The 19,775-nt window shown below is 73.5% G+C and carries 19 protein-coding genes; 14 read left to right on the top strand and 5 right to left on the bottom strand.

Annotated elements, in window-relative coordinates; translation table 11 throughout:
• Window positions 1-12 precede the first annotated feature (12 nt).
• The 7 genes from ACZ6NC_RS13245 to ACZ6NC_RS13215 all read left to right on the top strand — a co-directional run bounded on the left by ACZ6NC_RS13245 (window position 13) and on the right by ACZ6NC_RS13215 (window position 8,455).
• Window positions 13-1,116: a sensor histidine kinase gene (locus tag ACZ6NC_RS13245; RefSeq protein ID WP_465732018.1), complete on the top strand. Its 1,104-nt coding sequence runs from the start codon at window positions 13-15 to the stop codon at window positions 1,114-1,116.
• Between the two features lie 289 nt (window positions 1,117-1,405).
• Window positions 1,406-2,527 carry a phenylalanine--tRNA ligase subunit alpha gene (gene pheS / locus ACZ6NC_RS13240; RefSeq protein WP_465732016.1) on the top strand — a complete coding sequence of 374 codons (1,122 nt, stop codon included), beginning with the start codon at window positions 1,406-1,408 and terminating at the stop codon, window positions 2,525-2,527.
• Window positions 2,527-5,028, top strand: coding sequence for a phenylalanine--tRNA ligase subunit beta (pheT, locus tag ACZ6NC_RS13235; RefSeq protein ID WP_465732014.1), 2,502 nt, complete (start codon window positions 2,527-2,529; stop codon window positions 5,026-5,028). Before pheS ends, pheT begins: the two co-directional genes overlap by 1 nt.
• Before the next feature lie 101 nt (window positions 5,029-5,129).
• Window positions 5,130-5,573 (top strand): GntR family transcriptional regulator, encoded by a 444-nt coding sequence (locus ACZ6NC_RS13230; protein ID WP_465732012.1) that lies wholly within the window; start codon window positions 5,130-5,132, stop codon window positions 5,571-5,573.
• Window positions 5,573-6,499, top strand: coding sequence for an ATP-binding cassette domain-containing protein (locus ACZ6NC_RS13225; RefSeq protein ID WP_465732010.1), 927 nt, complete (start codon window positions 5,573-5,575; stop codon window positions 6,497-6,499). The genes ACZ6NC_RS13230 and ACZ6NC_RS13225 overlap by 1 nt, the downstream gene beginning before the upstream one ends.
• Window positions 6,496-7,470, top strand: coding sequence for a hypothetical protein (locus tag ACZ6NC_RS13220; RefSeq protein WP_465732008.1), 975 nt, complete (start codon window positions 6,496-6,498; stop codon window positions 7,468-7,470). The genes ACZ6NC_RS13225 and ACZ6NC_RS13220 overlap by 4 nt, the downstream gene beginning before the upstream one ends.
• Before the next feature lie 145 nt (window positions 7,471-7,615).
• The gene (locus ACZ6NC_RS13215; protein ID WP_465732006.1) at window positions 7,616-8,455 is read left to right on the top strand and encodes a chitosanase; all 840 of its coding nucleotides are present in this window, start codon (window positions 7,616-7,618) and stop codon (window positions 8,453-8,455) included.
• A 61-nt stretch (window positions 8,456-8,516) separates the two neighbouring features.
• Here the strand turns inward: ACZ6NC_RS13215 and ACZ6NC_RS13210 are convergent, their stop codons facing one another.
• Window positions 8,517-9,386, bottom strand: coding sequence for a 3-hydroxybutyryl-CoA dehydrogenase (locus ACZ6NC_RS13210; RefSeq protein WP_465732004.1), 870 nt, complete (start codon window positions 9,384-9,386; stop codon window positions 8,517-8,519).
• Between the two features lie 349 nt (window positions 9,387-9,735).
• On the opposite strand from ACZ6NC_RS13210, the gene ACZ6NC_RS13205 reads away from it, so the two are divergent.
• A complete protein-coding gene (locus ACZ6NC_RS13205) occupies window positions 9,736-10,554 on the top strand; it encodes an SDR family NAD(P)-dependent oxidoreductase (protein WP_465732002.1) in 819 nt (272 codons plus the stop codon).
• Between the two features lie 24 nt (window positions 10,555-10,578).
• Here ACZ6NC_RS13205 and ACZ6NC_RS13200 read toward each other — a convergent pair whose 3' ends face one another.
• On the bottom strand, window positions 10,579-11,577 hold the full coding sequence (locus tag ACZ6NC_RS13200; protein WP_465732000.1) for a ketopantoate reductase family protein: 999 nt from the start codon (window positions 11,575-11,577) through the stop codon (window positions 10,579-10,581).
• A 40-nt stretch (window positions 11,578-11,617) separates the two neighbouring features.
• Window positions 11,618-12,553 carry a polysaccharide deacetylase family protein gene (locus ACZ6NC_RS13195; protein WP_465731998.1) on the bottom strand — a complete coding sequence of 312 codons (936 nt, stop codon included), beginning with the start codon at window positions 12,551-12,553 and terminating at the stop codon, window positions 11,618-11,620.
• Between the two features lie 218 nt (window positions 12,554-12,771).
• On the opposite strand from ACZ6NC_RS13195, the gene ACZ6NC_RS13190 reads away from it, so the two are divergent.
• From ACZ6NC_RS13190 to ACZ6NC_RS13180, 3 genes are all read left to right on the top strand, one after another.
• The gene (locus ACZ6NC_RS13190; RefSeq protein WP_465731996.1) at window positions 12,772-13,662 is read left to right on the top strand and encodes an SAM-dependent methyltransferase; all 891 of its coding nucleotides are present in this window, start codon (window positions 12,772-12,774) and stop codon (window positions 13,660-13,662) included.
• A 341-nt stretch (window positions 13,663-14,003) separates the two neighbouring features.
• Complete coding sequence (locus tag ACZ6NC_RS13185; protein WP_465731994.1) at window positions 14,004-14,552, top strand: HD domain-containing protein; 549 nt, start codon at window positions 14,004-14,006, stop codon at window positions 14,550-14,552.
• Window positions 14,553-14,613: 61 nt separating this feature from the next.
• Window positions 14,614-15,120 carry an FBP domain-containing protein gene (locus tag ACZ6NC_RS13180; protein WP_465731992.1) on the top strand — a complete coding sequence of 169 codons (507 nt, stop codon included), beginning with the start codon at window positions 14,614-14,616 and terminating at the stop codon, window positions 15,118-15,120.
• 124 nt (window positions 15,121-15,244) lie between these two features.
• On the opposite strand, the gene ACZ6NC_RS13175 is transcribed toward ACZ6NC_RS13180, so the two are convergent.
• A complete protein-coding gene (locus ACZ6NC_RS13175) occupies window positions 15,245-15,619 on the bottom strand; it encodes an RNA-binding S4 domain-containing protein (protein WP_465731990.1) in 375 nt (124 codons plus the stop codon).
• Between the two features lie 87 nt (window positions 15,620-15,706).
• Window positions 15,707-16,108, bottom strand: a complete 402-nt coding sequence (locus ACZ6NC_RS13170; protein ID WP_465731988.1) for a VOC family protein — start codon at window positions 16,106-16,108, stop codon at window positions 15,707-15,709.
• Window positions 16,109-16,204: 96 nt separating this feature from the next.
• Between ACZ6NC_RS13170 and ACZ6NC_RS13165 the strand changes: the two genes are divergently transcribed.
• The 3 genes from ACZ6NC_RS13165 to argJ all read left to right on the top strand — a co-directional run bounded on the left by ACZ6NC_RS13165 (window position 16,205) and on the right by argJ (window position 19,698).
• Window positions 16,205-17,407: a methyltransferase gene (locus ACZ6NC_RS13165; RefSeq protein WP_465731986.1), complete on the top strand. Its 1,203-nt coding sequence runs from the start codon at window positions 16,205-16,207 to the stop codon at window positions 17,405-17,407.
• A gap of 96 nt (window positions 17,408-17,503) precedes the next feature.
• Window positions 17,504-18,532 (top strand): N-acetyl-gamma-glutamyl-phosphate reductase, encoded by a 1,029-nt coding sequence (gene argC, locus ACZ6NC_RS13160; protein ID WP_465731984.1) that lies wholly within the window; start codon window positions 17,504-17,506, stop codon window positions 18,530-18,532.
• Window positions 18,529-19,698, top strand: a complete 1,170-nt coding sequence (gene argJ / locus ACZ6NC_RS13155; protein ID WP_465731982.1) for a bifunctional glutamate N-acetyltransferase/amino-acid acetyltransferase ArgJ — start codon at window positions 18,529-18,531, stop codon at window positions 19,696-19,698. The genes argC and argJ overlap by 4 nt, the downstream gene beginning before the upstream one ends.
• The last annotated feature ends 77 nt before the right edge of the window (window positions 19,699-19,775 follow it).

Raw genomic sequence — 19,775 nt, 5'->3', positions numbered from 1 at the left:
GGGAGGACACCCATGGTCGGCAGCGGGCCAGAGCTCGATCCGGACGACCTTCCGGACGGCCTGGTGGTCGCCGACGCGCTGGGCCGGGTGGTCTGCTTCAACCGGGCCGCCGCCCGGCTGACCGGCATCCGCCCGGAGGCCGCGCTCGGCAGCCCGTTGGAGGACGCCCTCCCGCTGGAGGACCTCGACGGCCGCCGCTGGTGGCAGCTGACCGACCCGTACGGCGGCCTGGTGGTCCGCACCAGCCAGCCGGAGCGCAACCTGCTGCTGCCCGGCGGCCGTGAGGTGCTGGTCTCCGCCCGGTACGTGCGGGAGCGCCCGCAGGGGCCGCTCCAGCGGCTGGTGATCGCCCTGCGCGGCACCGAGGCCCGCCGCCGCACGGAGCGCAGCCACGCCGAGCTGATCGCCACCGTCGCGCACGAGCTGCGCTCACCGCTCACCAGCGTCAAGGGGTTCACCGCGACCCTGCTGGCCAAGTGGGAGCGGTTCACCGACGGGCAGAAGCGGCTGATGCTGGAGACCGTGGACGCGGACGCCGACCGGGTCACCCGGCTGATCGCCGAGCTGCTGGACATCTCCCGCATCGACGCCGGCCGGCTGGAGCTGCGCAAGCAGGTCGTCGACCTGGCCGCGGCGGTGCGCCGGCACGTGGAGCGCAAGGTCGCCACCGGCATCCCCGAGGACCGCTTCGACATCCGGATCAGCGAGTCGCTCACCGTGCTCTGGGCCGACCCGGACAAGGTCGACCAGGTGCTGGCCAACCTGCTGGAAAATGCGGTGCGTCACGGCGAGGGAACTGTCACGATCGAGGTGGCACCGGCCAAGGAGGTCGTCGAGGCACCCGTCTGGGAGCGCTCCGGCACCCCGCCCCGCACCGTGGAAGGCACCGCAGTCACCGTGAGCGACGAAGGAACAGGCATCCCCGAGGAGTCGATGCCGCGCGTCTTCACCCGCTTCTGGCGCGGCTCCAAGCGCGGCGGCACGGGCCTGGGCCTCTATATCGTCAAGGGCATCGTGGAGGCCCATGGCGGCTCGATCCGCGTCGACCGCGCGCCCGGCGGCGGCGCCCGGTTCCGATTTATCCTGCCCGCCGGGGTGCCCGACTTCATGCTCTGAAAAGACCATGGACGAAAAGCACGGCATGCTCCGAGCATGCCGTGAGGCGGCCCCCGGGCGGGCTTCACGACGGTCGCGCTACGCGCTGCGACTACACTCGACCTTTGGCGTTGCGCAACGCCCTGCGCGGCCGTGCCGCGGACAACCTCCCCGAGTACCGAGGCGGGGGCTGCCCGCGCCCCGGCCACGCCGGGTGACGCGCTGGGCCCCTCCGGCCCGTTGGCGGGCACGGAGGGAGCGAGCCCCCCTTACCTGAGCACGGACGAGCAGGAGCACGGGAAAGATAGAGATGTCGGCACCCAACAAGTCGTACGACCCGGTCGAGGTCGAGGCCCTCAAGCCCGAGGTGGTGGAGCAGGCCCGGGACGAGGCCGTCCAGGCCTTCGCCGCCGCCACCTCCCTCGACGAGCTGAAGCAGGCCAAGGTCGCCCACACCGGCGACCGCTCCGCGCTCTCCCTCGCCAACCGCGAGATCGGCGCCCTGCCCCCGCACGCCAAGGCCGCCGCCGGCAAGCTGATCGGGCAGGCCCGCGGCGCCGTCAACCAGGCGCTCGCCAAGCGCCAGGCCGAGCTGGAGGCTGAGCGCGACGCCCGCGTGCTGGTCGAGGAGGCGGTGGACGTCACGCTGCCCTACGACCGCGCGCCGCGCGGCGCCCGGCACCCGCTGACCACGCTGGCCGAGCGCATCGAGGACACCTTCGTCGCCATGGGCTACGAGGTCGCCGAGGGCCCCGAGGTCGAGGCCGAGTGGCTCAACTTCGACGCCCTCAACCTGGGCCCGGACCACCCCGCCCGCTCGATGCAGGACACCTTCTTCGTCCAGGCCCCGGACGGCTCCGCCGACTCCGGCGTCGTGCTGCGCACCCAGACCTCGCCGGTCCAGGCCCGCACCATGCTCGACCGCGAGCCCCCCATCTACGTCGTCTGCCCCGGCCGGGTCTACCGGACGGACGAGCTGGACGCCACCCACACCCCGGTCTTCCGGCAGGTCGAGGGCCTGGCCGTGGACGAGGGCATCACCTTCGCCGACCTCAAGGGCACCATCGAGCAGCTGGTCTCCAAGCTGATCGGCGACGGCCTGGAGCTGCGCTGGCGCCCCTCGTACTTCCCGTTCACCGAGCCGAGCGCCGAGATCGACCTGCAGTGCTTCGTCTGCCGCGGCGAGTCCGTCGGCAACCCGGACAAGCCCTGCCGGACGTGCTCCTCGGAGGGCTGGATCGAGCTCGGCGGCTGCGGCGTCGTCAACCCGCGGGTGCTGGTCGCCTGCGGCGTCGACCCGAACCGCTACAGCGGGTTCGCCTTCGGCCTGGGCCTGGAGCGGATCCTGATGAACCGTCACAACGTCGCCGACATGCGCGACATGGTCGAGGGTGACGTGCGCTTCACCCTCCCGTTCGGGATGGAGATCTGATGCGCGTCCCGCTTTCCTGGCTGCGCGAGTACGTCGACCTGCCGGCCGGCGAGACCGGCCGTGACGTCGCGGAGCGCCTCGTCCGGGCCGGCCTGGAGGTCGAGACCGTCGAGCAGATCGGCGCCGACCTCAAGGGCCCGCTGGTGGTCGGCCAGGTGCTCTCCATCGAGGAGCTGACCGGATTCAAGAAGCCGATCCGGCACTGCTTCGTCAACGTCGGCGACGCCAACGGCACCGGCGAGCCGCAGGAGATCGTCTGCGGCGCGACCAACTTCGCCGTCGGCGACAAGGTCGTCGTGGTGCTCCCGGGCGCCGTGCTGCCCGGCCCGTTCCCGATCGCCGCCCGGCAGACCTACGGCCACACCTCGGCCGGCATGATCTGCTCCGCCCGCGAGCTGGGCATGGGCGACGACCACAACGGCATCATCGTGCTCCCGCCCGAGTACGAGCCCGGCACCGACGCGATCGAGCTGCTCCAGCTCGTCGACGAGGTGCTGGACATCGCCGTCACCCCGGACCGCGGCTACTGCCTGTCCATGCGCGGCGTGGCCCGTGAGGCCGCCGCCGCGTACGGGCTGCCGTTGGCCGACCCGGCGCTGCTCGACGTGCCGCCGGCCAACTCCTACGGCTACCTGGTCAAGGTCGCCGACCCGGCCGGCTGCGACCGCTTCGTGGCCCGCACCGTGGTCGGCCTCGACCCGGCCGCCAAGTCGCCGATCTGGCTCCAGCGCCGCCTGCAGAAGGCCGGCATCCGCCCGATCTCGCTGGCCGTCGACATCACCAACTACGTGATGCTGGAGGTCGGCCAGCCGCTGCACGCCTACGACAAGCAGCGCGTCGACGGTCCGATCCTGGTCCGCCGGGCCGAGGCGGGCGAGACCCTCACCACCCTCGACGGCGTCGAGCGCAAGCTCTCCGCCGAGGACCTGCTGATCTGCGACAACAGCGGCCCGATCGGCCTGGCCGGTGTCATGGGCGGCGCCTCCACCGAGATCCTCGACCCGGCCGCCGGCCCGGGCACCACCGAGGTGATCATCGAGGCCGCGCACTTCGACCCGGTCGCCATCGCCCGCGGCGCCAAGCGGCACAAGCTGCCCTCCGAGGCGTCCAAGCGCTTCGAGCGCGGCGTCGACCCGGAGGCCGCCCGCGCCGCCGCGCAGCGCGCCGTCGACCTGCTGGTGCTGATCGCCGGCGGCACCGCCGAGGCGGGCGTCACCGACATCGCCGCCCCGCACCCGGTGCGCACCATCACCATCGCCGCCGACCTGCCCGACCGGGTCGCCGGCACCGCGTACGGCCGCGAGAGCGTCACCCGGCGCCTGCAGGAGATCGGCTGCTCCGTCGCGGGCGCCGACATCCTGGAGGTCACCCCGCCGACCTGGCGCCCCGACCTCACCGACCCGTACGACCTCGCCGAGGAGGTCATCCGCCTGGAGGGGTACGACAACGTGCCCGCCCGGATGCCCACCGTGCCGCCGGGCAAGGGCCTGACCGAGGCCCAGCGGACGCACCGCCGGGTCGGCGTCGCGCTCGCCGCCGCCGGCTACGTCGAGGTGAACAACTACCCGTTCGTCGGCGAGGCCGCCTTCGAGGCGCTCGCCCTGGAGCGCGACGACCGGCGCCGCCGCACGGTGAAGCTGGTCAACCCGCTCAACGACGAGGAGCCGGCGCTGCGCACCACGCTGCTGCCGGGCCTGCTCGGGGCGCTGCGCCGCAATATCGGCCGCGGCAACACCGACCTGGCGGTCTTCGAGACGGGCACCGTCTTCCTGCCGAAGGACGAGCTGTCCGTCGCGCCGCGCCCGGCCGTCGACCACCGTCCGAGTGACGAGGAGCTGGCCGCGCTGGACGCCGCGCTGCCGCACCAGCCGCGCCGCGTCGCCGTCGCCCTCGCGGGCGAGCGGCTGCCGTCCGGCTGGTGGGGCAAGGGCGCCCAGGCGAGCTGGGCGGACGCCGTCGAGGCGGCCCGCACGGTGGCCCGCGCCGCCGGCATCGAGCTGACCGTGCGCCAGGGCCAGCTGCTGCCCTGGCACCCGGGCCGCTGCGCCGAGCTGGTCGTGGCCGGCACCGACCGGGTGGTCGGCCACGCCGGTGAGCTGCACCCGCGCGTCGTCAAGGCGCTCGGGCTGCCGGAGCGCACCGCCGCGATGGAGCTCGACCTGGACCTGCTGTCCGAGGACGGCGCCGAGCGGGTCTCGGGTCCGGCGGTCTCCGGCTTCCCGGTGGCCACCCAGGACGTCGCGCTGATCGTGGACGCTGCCGTCCCGGCCGCCCAGGTCGAGGCCGCGCTGCGCACCGGCGCCGGCGACCTGCTGGAGGCCATCCGGCTGTTCGACGTGTTCACCGGTGAGCAGGTCGGCGAGGGCAAGAAGTCGCTGGCGTACGCGCTGCGCTTCCGCGCCACCGACCGCACGCTGACCGCCGACGAGGCCACCGCCGCCCGCGAGGCGGCTGTCGCCGAGGCGGTCGCCCGTACGGGCGCGGTGCTGCGCGGCGCCTGACACGCAGTGCCCGAAGGGCCCTGCCGGATCCTGGATCCGGCAGGGCCCTTTGCCTTTCCTTGGGTTGACGGAGTGTCGGATCTTTCCTTAACTCATTAACTATGGAAGTAGATAAAACAGAACCGGGGGACCAGCCCTCCCCGATCGAGTTCCGCCTGGACCCGGCCTCCGGCGTCCCGACCTACCTGCAACTGGTGCAGCAGGTCGAACAGGCGCTGCGGATGGGCTGGCTGGCGGAGGGCGACCGGCTGCCCCGGGTGCGCGAGGTGGTGGCCGGGCTGGCGATCAACCCCAACACGGTGCTCAAGGCGTACCGCGAGCTGGAACACCGGGGGCTCGCCGCGGGCCGGCGCGGCCAGGGCACCTTCGTCCGCGGGCTGCCCGCCGGCGTCGTGCCGCTGCGCGAACGGGCCGCGCTGCGACGGGGGCTGCTCGACTGGCTGCGCACCGCTCGGGCGGCCGGGCTGGACGAGGAGGGGATGGCCGCGGTGTTCGAGGACGCACTGCGCGACCTTCGGAACGGGGACGACGGGGTGGTGGCGTGATGGCACCGGACACGGTGATCGACTGCGGCGGGCTGGGCAAGCGCTACCGCCGCTCCTGGGCGCTGCGGGACTGCCATCTCGCCCTCCCGGCCGGGCACGTCGTCGCCCTGGTCGGCCCGAACGGCGCCGGCAAGACGACCCTGCTCAACCTGGCCGCCGGCCTGACCGCCCCCACCGAGGGCGCCCTGAGCGTGCTCGGCGGCGAACTCCCCGGCTCACCCGGCGCGTTGGACCGGATCGGCTTCGTCGCCCAGAGCGCCGCGCTCTACCCGGGCCTGGCCGTCCGCGACCTGCTGCGGATGGGCCGCTGCCTCAATCGGCGCTGGGACGACGCCCGCGCCCGCACCCATCTGGACGGCCTCGGCATCCCGCTCGACCGCCGGTACGGGCGGCTCTCCGGCGGCCAGCAGGCCCAGGTCTCGCTCGCCCTCGCCCTCGCCAAGCGACCCGAACTGCTGCTCCTGGACGAGCCCCTGGCCGCCCTCGACCCGCTCGCCCGGCACGACTTCATGGCCGTCCTGCTGACCGCCGTCGCCGAGGACGGCCTCTCGGTGCTGTTCTCCTCGCACGCCGTCGCCGAGCTGGAGCAGACCTGCGACTACCTGGTGGTCCTCGGCGGCGGCCGGGTCCAGGTCGCCGGGGAGGTGGACGACCTGGTGGGCGGCCACCGGATGCTCACCGGCCCCACCGCCGAGGCCGACGAGGTCGCCGCGACGGTGCCGGTGGTACGCGACCGCCGGGCCGGCGCCCAGTCCCACCTCCTGGTGCGCACCGGCGGCGCGGACGCCCAGGTGGGTGGCAACTGGCGCCAACAGCACATCGGTCTGGAGGAGTTGGTACTCGCCTACCTGCGCGAGCCGGCCTCCTCCGCACTACCCGGCCCGCGCGGGGCCGTCCGTTCGAACGAGAGGGTCCTGCAGTCGTGAGCACGATCACCGCCGTGTCCACCCGCCTTCCCCGGGGAGGTGTCCTGCGCGCGACCTGGCTGCGCCACCGCGCCGGGCTGCTCACCCTGCTCGGGGTGATCACCGCGGGCGCCGTGTTGTTGCTGGTCAGCGGATGGTTCATGCACGCGGCTTTCGACCGCTCCGGGGCGGCGGGCTGCGACCAGACCTCCGAGGCGTGCAACCGGCTGTGGAAGGACTTCCTGCGCGAGTACGGCACCGAGCTGCTCGTCGGCGGCAACATCCTCTACTTCCTCGGGGGCTCGGTCGGTGCGTTCGTCGGCGGGCCGCTGCTGGCGCGGGAGTTCGAGCACGGCACGTTCCGCTTCGCCTGGACGCAGGGGGCCGGCCGCGGCCGCTGGACGGCCACCGGGCTGGCCCTGGCCGGCGTGGTGTCGGCGGCCGGGTCGGCGTTGCTGGGGCTGGTGTTCGACTGGTGGAGCGAGCCGCAGGCCGAGCAGTCGGGCCGGTTCAACCCGCTGCTGTTCGCGGGCTCGGCGCCGGCCCTGGCCGGCCGGGTGCTGCTGGTCTTCGCGATCTCGGCCTTCGCCGGTGCGGTGCTGCGGCGGACGGTGGCCGCCGTCGGGATCGGGGTCGGGGCCTCAGTGGTGACCACGCTGGTCGCGGAGTCCGTGCGGTTCCACTACCGGACGCCGCTCCAGGACACCGTCCACACGCTGGTGCAGAACTCGGTCGACCATCGCTGGGCGCCGACCGCGTGGTTCACCGATCCGTCCGGCAACCGGATCGGCAGCCGGGAGTTCTACAGCCTCGGCAACGGCTTCTACGACGGGGAGAAGCTGGTGCGCGACGGCGGCTACGCCGTGCACGAGGTCTTCCAACCGGGCTCCCGCTACTGGTCGTTCCAGTTCATCGAGTTCGGCTGGATGGCGGCCCTCGCGGTGGCGGTCTGCGCGGCTACCGTCTGGTGGGTGCGGCGCAGGGCGCTCTGACCTGGGTGTTCCGTACGGGCTTGAAGAGATTCCGTCAAAACTCTTGCGGACCGGCGATCGCCGACGCTATCTCTTAGTTAGGAAAGTTTCCTAACTCCCTTGCGGCGGGTACCCCCTGCCCGCCCCCACGGACACGGAGCGTCAGATGCACCGTCAGCACCGCACCGTACGCATAGCCCTCGCCGCCCTGCTGGTGGCCGCCCCCGCCACCGTCGTGGCCGCCGGGGCCGCCCACGCGGCGGCCCCGGCCGCGGCCGTCGTCCAGGTCAAGGCCGCCGGCCTGGACGACCCGCACAAGAAGGACATCGCGATGCAGCTGGTGTCCAGCGCCGAGAACTCCTCGCTGGACTGGAAGGCCCAGTACAAGTACATCGAGGACATCAAGGACGGTCGCGGCTACACCGCCGGCATCATCGGATTCTGTTCCGGTACCGGCGACATGCTCGACCTGGTCGAGCATTACACCGACCTCAAGCCCGGCAACGTCCTCGCCAAGTACCTGCCTGCCCTGCGCAAGGTCAACGGCACCGAGTCGCACGCCGGCCTCGGCTCCGCCTTCGAGAAGGACTGGGCCACCGCCGCCAAGGACACCGTCTTCCAGCGGGCCCAGAACGACGAGCGCGACCGCGTCTACTTCAACCCCGCCGTCAACCAGGCCAAGGCCGACGGCCTGCGCGCGCTCGGCCAGTTCGCCTACTACGACGCCATCGTCATGCACGGCCCCGGCACCGACTCGACCAGCTTCGGCGGCATCCGCAAGACCGCGATGAAGAAGGCCAAGACCCCCGCCCAGGGCGGCGACGAGGCCACCTACCTCAAGGCCTTCCTGGACGCCCGCCGCGCCGCGATGAAGACCGAGGAGGCGCACTCGGACACCAGCCGCGTCGACACCGAGCAGCTGGTCTTCCTCAACGCCAGGAACTTCGACCTGAACCCGCCGCTCAAGTGGAAGGTCTACGGCGACAGCTACAGCATCAACAGCTGACGCCCGGGCATGCCGAAGGGGCGGGGAGGCCCCGGGCCTCCCCGCCCCCTCGGCGCGTCGGTCAGGCGCCGGCGGTGTAGTCGTAGAAGCCGCGGCCCGACTTGCGGCCCAGCAGGCCCGCGTCGACCATCCGGGAGAGCAGCGGGGGAGCCGCGTACAGGGGCTCCTTGTACTCGTCGTACATCGACTCGGCGATCGAGACGATGGTGTCCAGACCGATCAGGTCACACAGCCGCAGCGGGCCCATCGGGTGGGCGCAGCCGGCCTCCATGCCCTTGTCGATGTCGGAGGCGGTCGCCACGCCCGACTCGAACATCCGCACCGCGGAGAGCAGGTACGGCACCAGCAGGGCGTTCACCACGAAGCCGGCCCGGTCGCGGGCGCGGATCGGCTCCTTGGCGAGCACCTGGGTGGCGAAGGTCTCGACCCGCTCGGTGGTCGCGGCCGAGGTGGTCAGGGTGGGGATCACCTCGACCAGCTTCTGCACCGGCGCCGGGTTGAAGAAGTGCAGGCCGATCACCTGCTCCGGGCGCGAGGTGGCGGCGGCCAGCTTCACGATCGGGATCGACGAGGTGTTGGAGGCGAGGATGGCGTCCCGGCGCTCGACCACCTGGTCCAGCGTCTGGAAGATCTGGACCTTGATGTCCTCACGCTCGGCGACCGCCTCGACGACCAGGTCACGGTCGGCGAAGTCGGCGAGGTCGGTGGTGAAGGTCAGCCGGGCCAGCGCGTCGTCGCGCTGCTCGATGGTCAGCTTGCCCCGCTTGACGGCCGTCTCCAGGGAGTTGGTCAGCCGGGTGCGGCCGAACTCCAGGGCCTCCCCGCTGGCCTCCGACACCAGGACGTCCAGCCCCGCCCGGGCGAACACCTCCGCGATGCCCGACCCCATCAGGCCGCAGCCGATCACTCCGACGCGCGCGATGTCACTCACTCAGTTGCCCTTCGGTGGTGCTGGGGGTGCGGCCCCAGCGACAGGTGTCCCAGCAAGCTGCTGTTCAGCGGGAGGGTGCACCGGAATGCGTGCACCGGTGCACCGCCCCGACGACGTTACTACTCCGTACCGGCGGGTAGGTCATCCCCTCCCAGGCTGGACCGGCCCGCCGGGCGGCTCCGCCGGACGGGTGATGCGGCGGACGGAACCCGTGCGCCCGGGGCCGGGCACCCCCCGGGGGCGGACAGAATGCGGGCCGGACGGAACGCGGGCCGGACGGAATGCGGGCCGGCCGGGGCAGGCGAAGGCTGGTGGCAGGGGAACCGGTGGCAGGCGAAGGGAGTCGGGGATGGCAACGGGATCGCTCACAGGACAGGTCGCCCTGGTCACCGGAGCCGGCCGGGGCATCGGCCGCGAGATCGCCGTCGGCCTCGCCGCCGAGGGCATGGCCGTCGGCCTGGTCGGCCGCACGCACCAGACCCTCACCGACACCCTCAAGGAGTGCGCCCGGCACGGCGCCCGCGGCGTCGCCGTCACCGCGGACGTCACCCGGCCCGGCTCGGTCCGCGAGGCGGTCCGGGTCGTCGAGCGCGACCTCGGCCCGATCGACCTGCTGGTCAACAACGCCGGCCAGGTCGACGGCGCCGAGGTCCCGCTCTGGGAGACCGACGCCAACCAGTGGTGGCAGGTGATCGAGACCAACCTGCGCGGCCCCTACAACCTGCTGCGCTGCGTCCTGCCCGGCATGGTCGAACGCCGCCGGGGCCGGGTCGTCAACCTCAACTCCGGCTTCGCGCTGCGCCCCGACGGCCACTACACCGCGTACGCCACCTCCAAGGGCGCACTGCTCCAGCTCTCCGACAACATGGCCGACTCGCTCGCCGAGCACCAGGTCGTGGTGCTCGACATCAGCCCGGGCGCGGTCGCCACCGACATGACCGCCGGCATGCCGATGTTCCGGTCCATGAAGACCTGGGGCTCCATCCCGTACATGGTCGCGGTCACCGTGGACGCCGCCCGCGGCCGCTTCGACGCCCTGCACGGCCGGTTCATCCACGCCGGGCGCGACAACCTGGAGGAGCTGGTCGCCCGCGCGGAGGAGATCCGCGCCTCCGACGCCCGCACCCTGCGGCTGCGCACGTACGGGCCCGAGGACCCGATGGGCTGAGACACCTGGGACGCCCGAGACGCCCTAGAGCTCCACCAGGGCCGCCAGCTCTTCCCCGGTGAGCGAGCCCGGTCGGCGCCCGGTGCGGGCGAACTCGTTGGCGAGCCGTTGCAGCGACTCGTTGAGCGGGGCCGGCACCCCGTGCAGGCGGCCCAGCAGCACGATCTCGCCGTTCAGATGGTCCGCCTCGATCGAGCCGGTGCCGCGCGCCAGGCTCTGCCAGGACGAGCTGCCACCGCGCTCGGCCCCCGGCACCGGCTTCAGCTCCATCAGCTCCCCGACCAGCCGGGCCTGCTCGGCCGGGTCGTGGTGGGCGATGCCGGCGGCGGCCAGCACGGCCGCGCCCTCCGCCATCACCCGCTGCTGGAGGCCGCTGTGCGGTTCGCCCTCGCGCGAGCCGGCCACCGCGTCCAGCGCGTTGCCGGCATTGCCGAGCAGCTTGGTGTACTTCCAGCGCATCACCTCGGGGTCGACCGGCGCGCTGAAGCAGGACCTCGCCAGGTCGGCGGCGATGGCCGCGGCCCGCTCGCCGCCGTCGCCGCAGGGGTACCCGCCGAGGCGCAGCACCCCGCTCAGCGGCGTCCCGGCGGCGGTGACCACTCCCGGCTCCAGGTAGCCGGACGGCAGCCAGACGCACATCGCCAGCACCTGCCGGAAGACCCGCAGCGCGAGCCGCTCGTTCTCCACCCCGTTCTGCGCGCAGACCAGCGGCAGCCGTTCGCCCGCCGTGCCGCCGCCGGCCACCGGGCGCGGCGCCCAGGCGGCCAGCGCGGCGGGGGTGTCCTGGGTCTTGACGGCGAGCAGCAGCACGTCGTCCGGGCGCAGTCCGACGTCCTCGGGCCCGGCCGCGACCGGGATCCGCAGGGTGCGGAAACCCTCCGGCGTCCCGAACCGCAGCCCGGCGCCGCGCAGCGCCGCCAGATGCGCGCCGCGCGCCACCAGGACCACGTCGTGTCCGCCCTCGTGCAGCCGGGCACCGATCGTGCCGCCCACCGCACCCGCCCCGATGATGATGTAGCGCATGCCCGCAGCATCGCACGGGCCGCCGCGCGGATGCGGGGCGTCAGGAGCAGAGCTGGCTGGCGGTGACCGGCTTCAGGCCCGCCTTGGCGAGGCCGTCCAGGATGCCCGGCAGCGCGTCCACTGTGCACTGGTGGCCCATGTGCAGGGCGACCACCGAGCCGCCCTTCACCGAGCCGAGCACCCGGCGCTGCAACTCGGCCGCGCTCGGGTCGTTGTAGTCGCGCGGGTCGACGTCGAAGGAGAGCACGTGCTCGTAGCCGACCGCCTTGGCCTGCTCACGGACCATCGGCGTGGCGTACTGGGCGGCGGACGGGCGGAACCAGCGGCCGATCGAGCCGGTGAGCCGCTGGATCCGCTCCGCGCACTGGGCGATCTCGGCCCGCGCCTGGTCGGCGGTCATGGCGGAGATGTTCTGGTGGTTCTGGGTGTGGTTGCCCAGCTCGTGGCCGCCGTCCAGGATGCGCCGGGCCATCTGCGGCTGCTGGTCCAGCCAGCTGCCGACGGCCATCACGGTCAGCTTGGCGCCGCGCTGCTCGGCGATCTCCAGCAGGGTGGTGGCCAGCTTCGGGTCGCCGCTGCCGTGGAAGGTCAGGGCGACGTTCTTGCCGGTGCGCGGCCCGTACGCGACCTCGGCCGGGGTGCCGGGGGCGAGTGGAGGGAGCACCGGCGGGGACGGCGGCGCGCTGGCGGCGGCGGGGGCCGCCGCCGGGTCGGGCGAGGGCGTGGTGGTGGCGGGCGCGGTCGGGGCGGGGGAGGCCGGGCCCTCGCCGCCCGCCCAGGCCGGGTCCACGGCGGCCGGGTCCTCGCCGCCCGGCTGGACGGTGCCGGGGTGGACGGCGAGCGCCCCCGGGTCGGCCCGGCGCGAGCCGGTGCTGCCGCAGGCGCTGAGCAGCGCGCCGCCGGCGGCGACGGCGGCCAGTCGGGCGGCGGCGCGCAGGACGGTGCGGCGGTCGGCGGTCATCCGGTCGGCAGTCATCGGCAGCCAGCATAGAGACGGCGAATCGCCGGGGCGATTCGAGGCCGTGCCCGGACCGCCGTTGACGTGCACACACACCACCCGTGGGGGCCTGCGGAAACCTGAACTCGCGCTGTTTCCACGGCGAGTCGTCGGATACGATCGCGGCGCACCACGTGGTGGTACACGCACCGCGACGGGCAGGCATTCCGGCAGTCAGGCATAGGGGGCGGAACACGATGCACGAGGACACCGCTGCGGCGACGACCGACACGGGCGTCGGCACCGACTGGGACTGGGTACGGGCCGACGACTGGCAGCCGCCGACCGAGCTGGACACGGGCATCCCGCACACCGCCCGGATGTACGACTACTACCTCGGCGGCAAGGACAACTTCGAGGCCGACCGCAAGGCCGCCGAGGCCGCCATCGCCGCCTACCCGGCGTTGCCGCTGCTGGCCCGCACCAACCGCGAATTCCTCCGCCGCGCAGTCGAGTTCGCGGCCGGCCAGGGCATCCGCCAGTTCCTCGACATAGGCACCGGCATCCCCGCCGTCGGCTCCACCAGTGAGGTCGCCCAGCGGTGCGCCCCGGACGCCCGGGTGGTGTACGTCGACAACGACCCGATCGTCGCCACCCACGCCCGCGCCCTGCTGGCCAACCACCCGGCCGGCCCCACCTCGGTGATCGAGGCCGACCTGCGCGAGCCCGCCGCGATCCTCGACCACCCGGGCCTGCACGCCGCCGTCGACCTCGGCGAGCCGGTGGCCCTGATGCTCGTCGCCGTCCTGCACTTCATCCGCGACGAGGACGGCGCCGAGGCGATAGTCCGCACCCTGCGCGACGCGCTCGCCCCCGGCAGCGTGCTGATCCTGTCGCACGGCAGCCCCGACTTCGCCTCCCGGGAGAGCGCGGCCGAGGGCGCCCGGATCTACAAGAGCGCCAGCGCCCCGCTGGTGCTGCGCCCGCGCGCCGCCGTCGAACCGTTCTTCGGGGACTTCGAGTTCGCCGGCCCCGGCCTCGTCCAGCTCCCGCTCTGGCGCCCCGAGGGCGGGCACGTCCCGACCGGCGACCTGCCCGAGGGCTGGCAGGACGTCTCGGCGTACGCGGGCGTCGCGTTCAAGCGCTGAGCCGTACGGCTTCCCGACGGCGCCGTTCAGTCGTGCGCCCTTCAGCCGTACGTCGCCGGGCCGTACGCCCGTTGTCCGTACGACGTCGAGCCGTACGTCGCCGGGCCGTACGCCTGTTGTCCTACGATGTCGAGCCGTACGTCGCCGGACCGCATGCCGCCGGGCCGAACGCCATAGGGCCGTACGCCTGTTGTCCGTACATCGCCTGCCCGCGGCCGGCCCCGGCGCCTCCCCTCCGGGCGCCGGGACCGACTCGCGTCCCCATCCACCCGGACACTAACCCCCGCCACTGACAATCCGTCAGCCGACGAGTTTTCACCCGCCCGGGTTACCCTGCGCCCGTGACCGACATCCCGCCGCTGCCCGCGGCCGCCGCCCGCCTGCTGGAGGCCGTCGGCGCGCCGCCCCGGCTGGTCGCCCACCTCGGCCTGGTCCACCAGGTCGCGGAGACCCTCGCCGACTGGTGCGCTGCCGCCTGCCCCGGTCTCGCGCTGGACCGGGAGGCGGTGCTGTTCGGTGCCGCCACCCACGACATCGGCAAGGCCGTTCACCGCGAGGAGCTCTCCGCGCCCGGCTCCGCCCACGAGCCCGCCGGGTACGAGCTGCTGCTCGCCCACGGCGTCCCCGAGCGGCTGGCCCGGTTCGCCCGCACCCACGCGCGCTGGGGCGAGCAGGGCACCACCGTCGAGGACCTGCTGGTGAGCCTCGCCGACAAGGCGTGGAAGAACAGCCGGGTGCGCGACCTGGAGGACCGGGTGGTCGACCGGCTCGCGACCGCCGGCCGCCGCGAGCCCTGGGAGGTCTTCCTGGAGCTGGACGACCTGCTCACCCGGATCGGCGACGACGCCCCATGCCGGCTCGCCCTCCAGGCCGCCCGTCCCGTCCGGTAGCGGGACACTCCGGCGGATAATGACGCGACACCCCGCGCGGAGCGGTGTTAGCTTCCGCGACATGAAACCCCTGAGCGAGAACGAGATCCGCGGTTCCTTCGTCAACTGCTCCAAGGGCGAGGCCCGTCGGCTCAATCTGCCTCGGGGCCTGGCCGAACTCCCCTGGGATCAGCTGGACTTCCTCGGCTGGCGGGATCAGGGCGCGCCCGACCGCGGCTATCTGGTCGCCGAGCACGACGGCGAGCCGGTCGGCATCACGCTGCGGGTGCCCTCGGTGCGCCGCAGCCTGCGGATGAGCAACGTCTGCTCGTTCTGCATCTCCACCCACGCGGGCTCCGGCGTCGCGCTGCTCGCGGCCCGCCGGGCGGGCGTCGCCGGGCGCGAGGGGAACACGGTCGGCACCTACATCTGCGCGGACCTGGCGTGCTCGCTCTACGTGCGCGGGCTGAAGCAGTCGGCCCTGGTCAGCCGGCCGGAGGAGTCGCTGTCGCAGGAGGAGCAGATCGCCCGCACGGTGGCCAACCTGGACGCCTTCCTGGTGAAGGTCCTCACCGACACCGCGGCCTGACCCGCCGGCCTGACCCGCCGGCCTGACCCGCCTGACTGGCCCGCCTGACCGGCCCGCCTGGCCGGCCCGGCGCCCTGATCCGCCGGCCCGGCCGGCGGGCCTGAACCCGCCGGCCGGGCGCCGGCTACCGCCGCCGCAGGTCGTCCAGCTCGCGCCGGTCCCGCTTGGTGGGCCGCCCGGCGCCCCGGTCCCGCTCGCCGGCCGCCGACAGCAGCTCGCGCGGCGGCCGCGGCGGGCTGTTGTCCACCAGGCACTCGGCCGCGACGCCCGCCCCGACCCGCTTGCGGACCAGCTTCGTCACCACGACGACCCGCTCGTACCCCTCCTGGCGCACCCGGACCTCGTCCCCGGGCTTCAAGGCCTGCGCGGGCTTGGCCCGCTCCCCGTTCACCTTCACGTGCCCGGCCCGGCACGCGGCCGCCGCCAGTGCCCGCGTCTTGGTGAGCCGCACGGACCAGATCCAGCTGTCCACCCGGACGCTTCCCTCGTCTTCGACCATCCTCCGAGCCTACCGAGCCCCTCCGGGCCTACCGAGCTCCGCCGGGCCCATGGATGGAGCCGCGGGCCCGGCCGTGGGCTCAGAGCCCTAGGCGGGCGGCGACTCCTGGACCGCCCAGCCGTTGCCGTCCGGATCGCTGAAGAAGACGAACGAGTTCCACTCCCCGCCGTGCCCGTCCACCCGGGCCCCGGCCTCGAAGTGCTGGACCGGGCTCACCTGTACCCCGCGCGCGACCAGCTCGCCGTGCGCCCGGTCGATGTCCGTCACCACCAGTTGGAGTCCCTTCAGCGAGCCCGGCGGCGCGTCCGTCACGCCGGTGCCCAGCACGATCGAGCAGCCCGAGCCGGGCGGCGTCAGCTGGACCACCCGCACCCCGTCCCGGATCCGGGTGTCGTGGTCGACGGTGAAGCCGGCCTGCTCCTCGTAGAAGACCTTGGCCCGGTCCACGTCGGACACCGGGACCACCACCACTTCGAGCTTCCAGTCCATGCCCAACCCCTTCCGGTCAGACCCTTCCGGTCGGGCCCCTCCAGTATCAGCCGCCCGGACGGCCCGCGCCCGGCGGTCGGCTAGCCTGAGAGCACGATGAACCGCCTCAGCACGCCTGCCGCCGCCACCCCCTTCACCACCCCGTGGGGCACCTTCGACCTCACCCGCTATCCGGAGGACCCGCGCGAGCGGCTGCGCGCCTGGGACGCCGCCGACGAGTACCTGCTGCGCCACCTCGCCGGCGAGGCCGACAGCGCGCAGGGCGGGGCCACCGAGCTCACCGGCCGCACCGTCGTCGTCCTCGGCGACCGCTGGGGCGCCCTGACGACGGCGCTGGCCGCCCACGCCCCCGTCCAGATCGGCGACTCGCACCTCGGCCGGCAGGCCACCCTGGCCAACCTCGCCCGGGCCGGCGCCGCCCCCAACCTCGCCCGGCTGCTCACCACCCGCGACACCCCGCCCGGGCGCGTCGACGTCCTGCTGGTCCGCGTCCCGAAGAGCCTCGCGCTGCTGGAGGACCAGCTGCACCGCCTGGCCCCGGCCGTCCACCCGGGCACGGTGGTGGTCGGCACCGGCATGGTCACCGAGATCCACACCTCCACGCTCCAGCTCTTCGAGCGCATCCTCGGCCCGACCCGCACCTCGCTCGCCGTCCGCAAGGCCCGGCTGGTCTTCTGCACCCCCGACCCGGCGCTCGACCCCGGCCCCAACCCGTGGCCGCACTCCTATGCGCTGCCCGGCGACATCGGCCCGGCGGCCGGCCGCACCGTGGTCAACCACGCCGGCACCTTCTGCGCCGAGCGTCTCGACATCGGCACCCGCTTCTTCCTCGGCCACCTCCCCACCGCCGCCGCCGGTGCCCGCGTCGTCGACCTCGGCTGCGGCAACGGGGTGGTCGGCACCGCCGCGGCGCTGGCGAACCCCGGCGCGGAGCTGGTCTTCGTGGACGAGTCGCACCAGGCCGTCGCCTCCGCCGAGGCCACCTTCCGCGCCAACCTCGGCCCGGACGCGCCCGCCGCGTTCCTCACCGCCGACGCCCTCGCCACCGAGGCCGTCCCGCCGGGCTCGGTCGACCTCGTCCTCAACAACCCGCCGTTCCACTCCCATCAGGCCACCACCGACGCCACCGCCTGGCGCATGTTCACCGGCGCCCGCCGCGCCCTGCGCCCCGGCGGCGAACTCTGGGTCGTCGGCAACCGCCATCTCGGCTACCACGTCAAGCTCCGCCGGCTCTTCGGCAACTGCCAACTCGTCGCCGGAAACCCCAAGTTCGTCGTCCTGCGAGCCGTCAAGCGCTGACCCGGCCGGTCCCCGCCCGGGGTGGGTCCGTCGCATACTCCTTGCATGAATGTTCCGTGCTGCGTATATTCATGCCACGACTAAGGAGGGAACGCCATGGCATTGCGAGTCGCCGTCGCCGGCGCGAGCGGATACGCGGGCGGTGAGGTGCTGCGCCTGCTGCTCGGCCACCCGGAGGTGGAGATCGGGGCGCTGACGGGCGGCTCGAACGCGGGCACCAGGCTCGGCGCGCTGCAGCCGCACCTGCTCCCGCTCGCCGACCGGGTCCTGGAGCCCACCACCCCCGAGGTGCTGGCCGACCACGACGTGGTCTTCCTGGCGCTGCCGCACGGCCAGTCCGCCGCGGTCGCCGAGGCGCTCGGCGGCAACGTGCTGATCGTCGACTGCGGGGCCGACTTCCGGCTCAGGGCCGCGGCCGACTGGGAGCAGTTCTACGGTTCCGCGCACGCCGGCACCTGGCCGTACGGCCTGCCCGAGCTGCCCGGCCACCGCGCCGCGCTCAAGGGCTCCAACCGGATCGCCGTGCCCGGCTGCTACCCGACCGCCGTCTCGCTCGCGCTCTTCCCGGCGTACGCGGCGAAGCTCGCCGAGCCCGAGGCCGTCATCGTCGCCGCCTCCGGCACCTCCGGCGCCGGCAAGGCGGCCAAGACCCACCTGCTCGGCAGCGAGGTCATGGGCAACGTCAGCGCCTACGGCGTGGGCGGCGTCCACCGGCACACCCCGGAGATGTCGCAGAACCTGACCCCGCTCGCGGGCGAGCAGGTCACCGTCTCCTTCACCCCGACCCTCGTGCCGATGCCGCGCGGCATCCTCGCCACCTGCTCCGCCAAGGCGAAGCCCGGTGTGACGAACGAGAGCCTGCGCGCCGCCTACGCCGAGGCGTTCGCCGGCGAGCCCTTCGTCCGCCTGCTGCCCGAGGGCCAGTGGCCGCAGACCAGCAGCGTCTACGGCTCGAACGCCGCCCTGATCCAGGTCGCCCTGGACGAGACCGCCGGGCGGATCATCGCGATCAGCGCGATCGACAACCTGGTCAAGGGCACCGCCGGCGGCGCGGTGCAGAGCATGAACATCGCCCTCGGCCTGCCCGAGGAGCTCGGCCTTCCCGTGAACGGAGTCGCACCGTGACCAAGAACGTCAACGTCGGCGTGACCGCCGCCAAGGGCTTCCGCGCCGCCGGCGTCACCGCCGGAATCAAGGCCTCCGGCACCCCGGACCTCGCCCTGGTCGTCAACGACGGCCCCTCGCTCGCCGCGGCCGGCGTCTTCACCTCCAACCGGGTCAAGGCCGCCCCCGTCCTCTGGTCCGAGCAGGTCCTCAAGGGCGGCGTGCTGTCCGCGGTCGTCCTCAACTCCGGTGGCGCCAACGCCTGTACCGGACCGCTCGGCTTCCAGGACACCCACGCCACCGCGGAGAAGGCCGCCGAGGAGCTGAAGCTGAACGCCGGCGAGGTCGCCGTCGCCTCCACCGGCCTGATCGGCGTCCGCCTCCCGATGGACATCCTGCTGCCCGGCGTCACCCTCGCCGCCCGGGAGCTCAGCGCGACCGGCGGCGAGGCCGCCGCGATCGCCATCAAGACCACCGACACCGTCCACAAGACCGCCCAGGTGACGAAGGGCGGCTGGACGGTCGGCGGCATGGCCAAGGGCGCCGGCATGCTCGCCCCGGGCCTGGCCACCATGCTGGTCGTCCTCACCACCGACGCCGACCTCGACGCCGCCGCCCTGGACGCCTCGCTGCGCGGCGCCACCCGCACCACCTTCGACCGGATCGACTCCGACGGCTGCATGTCGACCAACGACACCGTGCTGCTGCTCGCCTCCGGCGCCTCCGGCGTCACCCCGGGGCAGGCCGAGTTCGACGAGGCCGTCCACACGGTCTGCGCCGACCTCGCCCGCCAGCTGATCGGCGACGCCGAGGGCGCCGGCAAGGACATCCGGATCGACGTGACCGCCGCCGCCAGCGAGGAGGAGGCCGTCGACGTCGCCCGCGTGATCGGCCGCAACAACCTGCTCAAGTGCGCCATCCACGGCGAGGACCCGAACTGGGGCCGCGTCCTGGCCGCGATCGGCACCACCTCCGCCGCCTTCGACCCGGACCGCCTCGACGTCGCCATCAACGGTGTCTGGGTCTGCAAGGACGGCAGCGTGGGGGAGGACCGCGACCTCGTCGACATGACCGGCCGCGAGGTCGTGATCACCGCCCGCCTGAACGCCGGCGAGGCCGCCGCCACGGTGTGGACCAACGACCTCACCGCGGACTACGTGCACGAGAACAGCGCCTACTCCACCTGATACCTGAGCCGGGGACCACAACAGTGCAGATCGCACCCAAGGGCGAACAGGCCCGCAACAACACCGCGTTGCCCAAG

It is taken from the genome of Kitasatospora sp. NPDC041988, assembly GCF_055588525.1.
This window is presented reverse-complemented; position numbering and strand designations above follow the sequence as displayed.

What these genes read in the sequence shown, in the direction of transcription:
- ACZ6NC_RS13245 (WP_465732018.1), top strand. Translation starts at nt 13, where the DNA reads ATGGTCGGCAGCGGGCCAGAGCTCGATCCGGACGACCTTCCGGACGGC.
- pheS (WP_465732016.1), top strand. Translation starts at nt 1,406, where the DNA reads ATGTCGGCACCCAACAAGTCGTACGACCCGGTCGAGGTCGAGGCCCTC.
- pheT (WP_465732014.1), top strand. Translation starts at nt 2,527, where the DNA reads ATGCGCGTCCCGCTTTCCTGGCTGCGCGAGTACGTCGACCTGCCGGCC.
- ACZ6NC_RS13230 (WP_465732012.1), top strand. Translation starts at nt 5,130, where the DNA reads ATGGAAGTAGATAAAACAGAACCGGGGGACCAGCCCTCCCCGATCGAG.
- ACZ6NC_RS13225 (WP_465732010.1), top strand. Translation starts at nt 5,573, where the DNA reads ATGGCACCGGACACGGTGATCGACTGCGGCGGGCTGGGCAAGCGCTAC.
- ACZ6NC_RS13215 (WP_465732006.1), top strand. Translation starts at nt 7,616, where the DNA reads ATGCACCGTCAGCACCGCACCGTACGCATAGCCCTCGCCGCCCTGCTG.
- ACZ6NC_RS13205 (WP_465732002.1), top strand. Translation starts at nt 9,736, where the DNA reads ATGGCAACGGGATCGCTCACAGGACAGGTCGCCCTGGTCACCGGAGCC.
- ACZ6NC_RS13200 (WP_465732000.1), bottom strand. Translation starts at nt 11,577, where the DNA reads ATGCGCTACATCATCATCGGGGCGGGTGCGGTGGGCGGCACGATCGGT.
- ACZ6NC_RS13195 (WP_465731998.1), bottom strand. Translation starts at nt 12,553, where the DNA reads ATGACTGCCGACCGGATGACCGCCGACCGCCGCACCGTCCTGCGCGCC.
- ACZ6NC_RS13190 (WP_465731996.1), top strand. Translation starts at nt 12,772, where the DNA reads ATGCACGAGGACACCGCTGCGGCGACGACCGACACGGGCGTCGGCACC.
- ACZ6NC_RS13180 (WP_465731992.1), top strand. Translation starts at nt 14,614, where the DNA reads ATGAAACCCCTGAGCGAGAACGAGATCCGCGGTTCCTTCGTCAACTGC.
- ACZ6NC_RS13175 (WP_465731990.1), bottom strand. Translation starts at nt 15,619, where the DNA reads ATGGTCGAAGACGAGGGAAGCGTCCGGGTGGACAGCTGGATCTGGTCC.
- ACZ6NC_RS13170 (WP_465731988.1), bottom strand. Translation starts at nt 16,108, where the DNA reads ATGGACTGGAAGCTCGAAGTGGTGGTGGTCCCGGTGTCCGACGTGGAC.
- ACZ6NC_RS13165 (WP_465731986.1), top strand. Translation starts at nt 16,205, where the DNA reads ATGAACCGCCTCAGCACGCCTGCCGCCGCCACCCCCTTCACCACCCCG.
- argC (WP_465731984.1), top strand. Translation starts at nt 17,504, where the DNA reads ATGGCATTGCGAGTCGCCGTCGCCGGCGCGAGCGGATACGCGGGCGGT.